Below are 632 nucleotides of genomic sequence, written 5' to 3' on the forward strand. Positions count from 1 at the left end.
GTCAGGCCGTGGGTGCGCTGGCGGGTCTGGTGGAGGGTGGGGTCGTAGGGGGTGGCGTTGTGCCAGCAGGCCCAGATCACCCGGATCCAGGCGCGGGCGACGATGCGGGTGGCGTGGGGGTTGCGTTTGCCTCGTGCGCGGGCCTGGGCATAGAGCTTCCCTGCCCAGGGTGACTGGAGCCGGGCGTTGTGCGCGAAAGCGGTGATTGCTTTGCGGGCTCGCGTGTTGGCAGCCCAGCGGAAGTAGACACCGCTGGTCTTGCCGGATGCTCTGGTGACTGGGGCGGCACCGCATTCGGTGGCGGCCTGTTCCGCGCTGTCGACCCGGTCCAGGATCGGGCCGACCTCGGCCAGGATCTGGGCAAGATTGATCGTTCCGATTCCGGGCAGGGGCGCGAGGAGCCTGGCGCGGGGATGAGCGGCGACCCGTTCGGTGATCGCGTGCTCGATGTCGGCGATGGTCTTCTGCAAGGCGCGCAGGAGCTGCACCTGGGCGCTGATGATCGCGGTGAGGGTTGCGGGTGGCAGGCCGAGGGGGGCGACCGGTGCGGCGCGGAGCCGGGCAAGGAGATCCGCGGGGGTCTTGCCTCCGCGGTAGGAGTGCCGCCGGGTGAACGCGGCCATCCGAGCTTC

At 70.4% G+C, this 632-nt stretch carries 1 protein-coding gene; it reads right to left on the reverse strand.

All coding sequences use genetic code 11. The annotated features are described in order from the left end of the window. Window positions 1-632 (reverse strand): transposase (locus AB1460_RS38130; protein WP_368967474.1); only part of this gene is annotated, 632 nt, incomplete at both ends.

This window comes from Parafrankia sp. FMc2, assembly GCF_041008525.1.
In the GTDB taxonomy this organism is placed as follows: domain Bacteria; phylum Actinomycetota; class Actinomycetes; order Frankiales; family Frankiaceae; genus Parafrankia.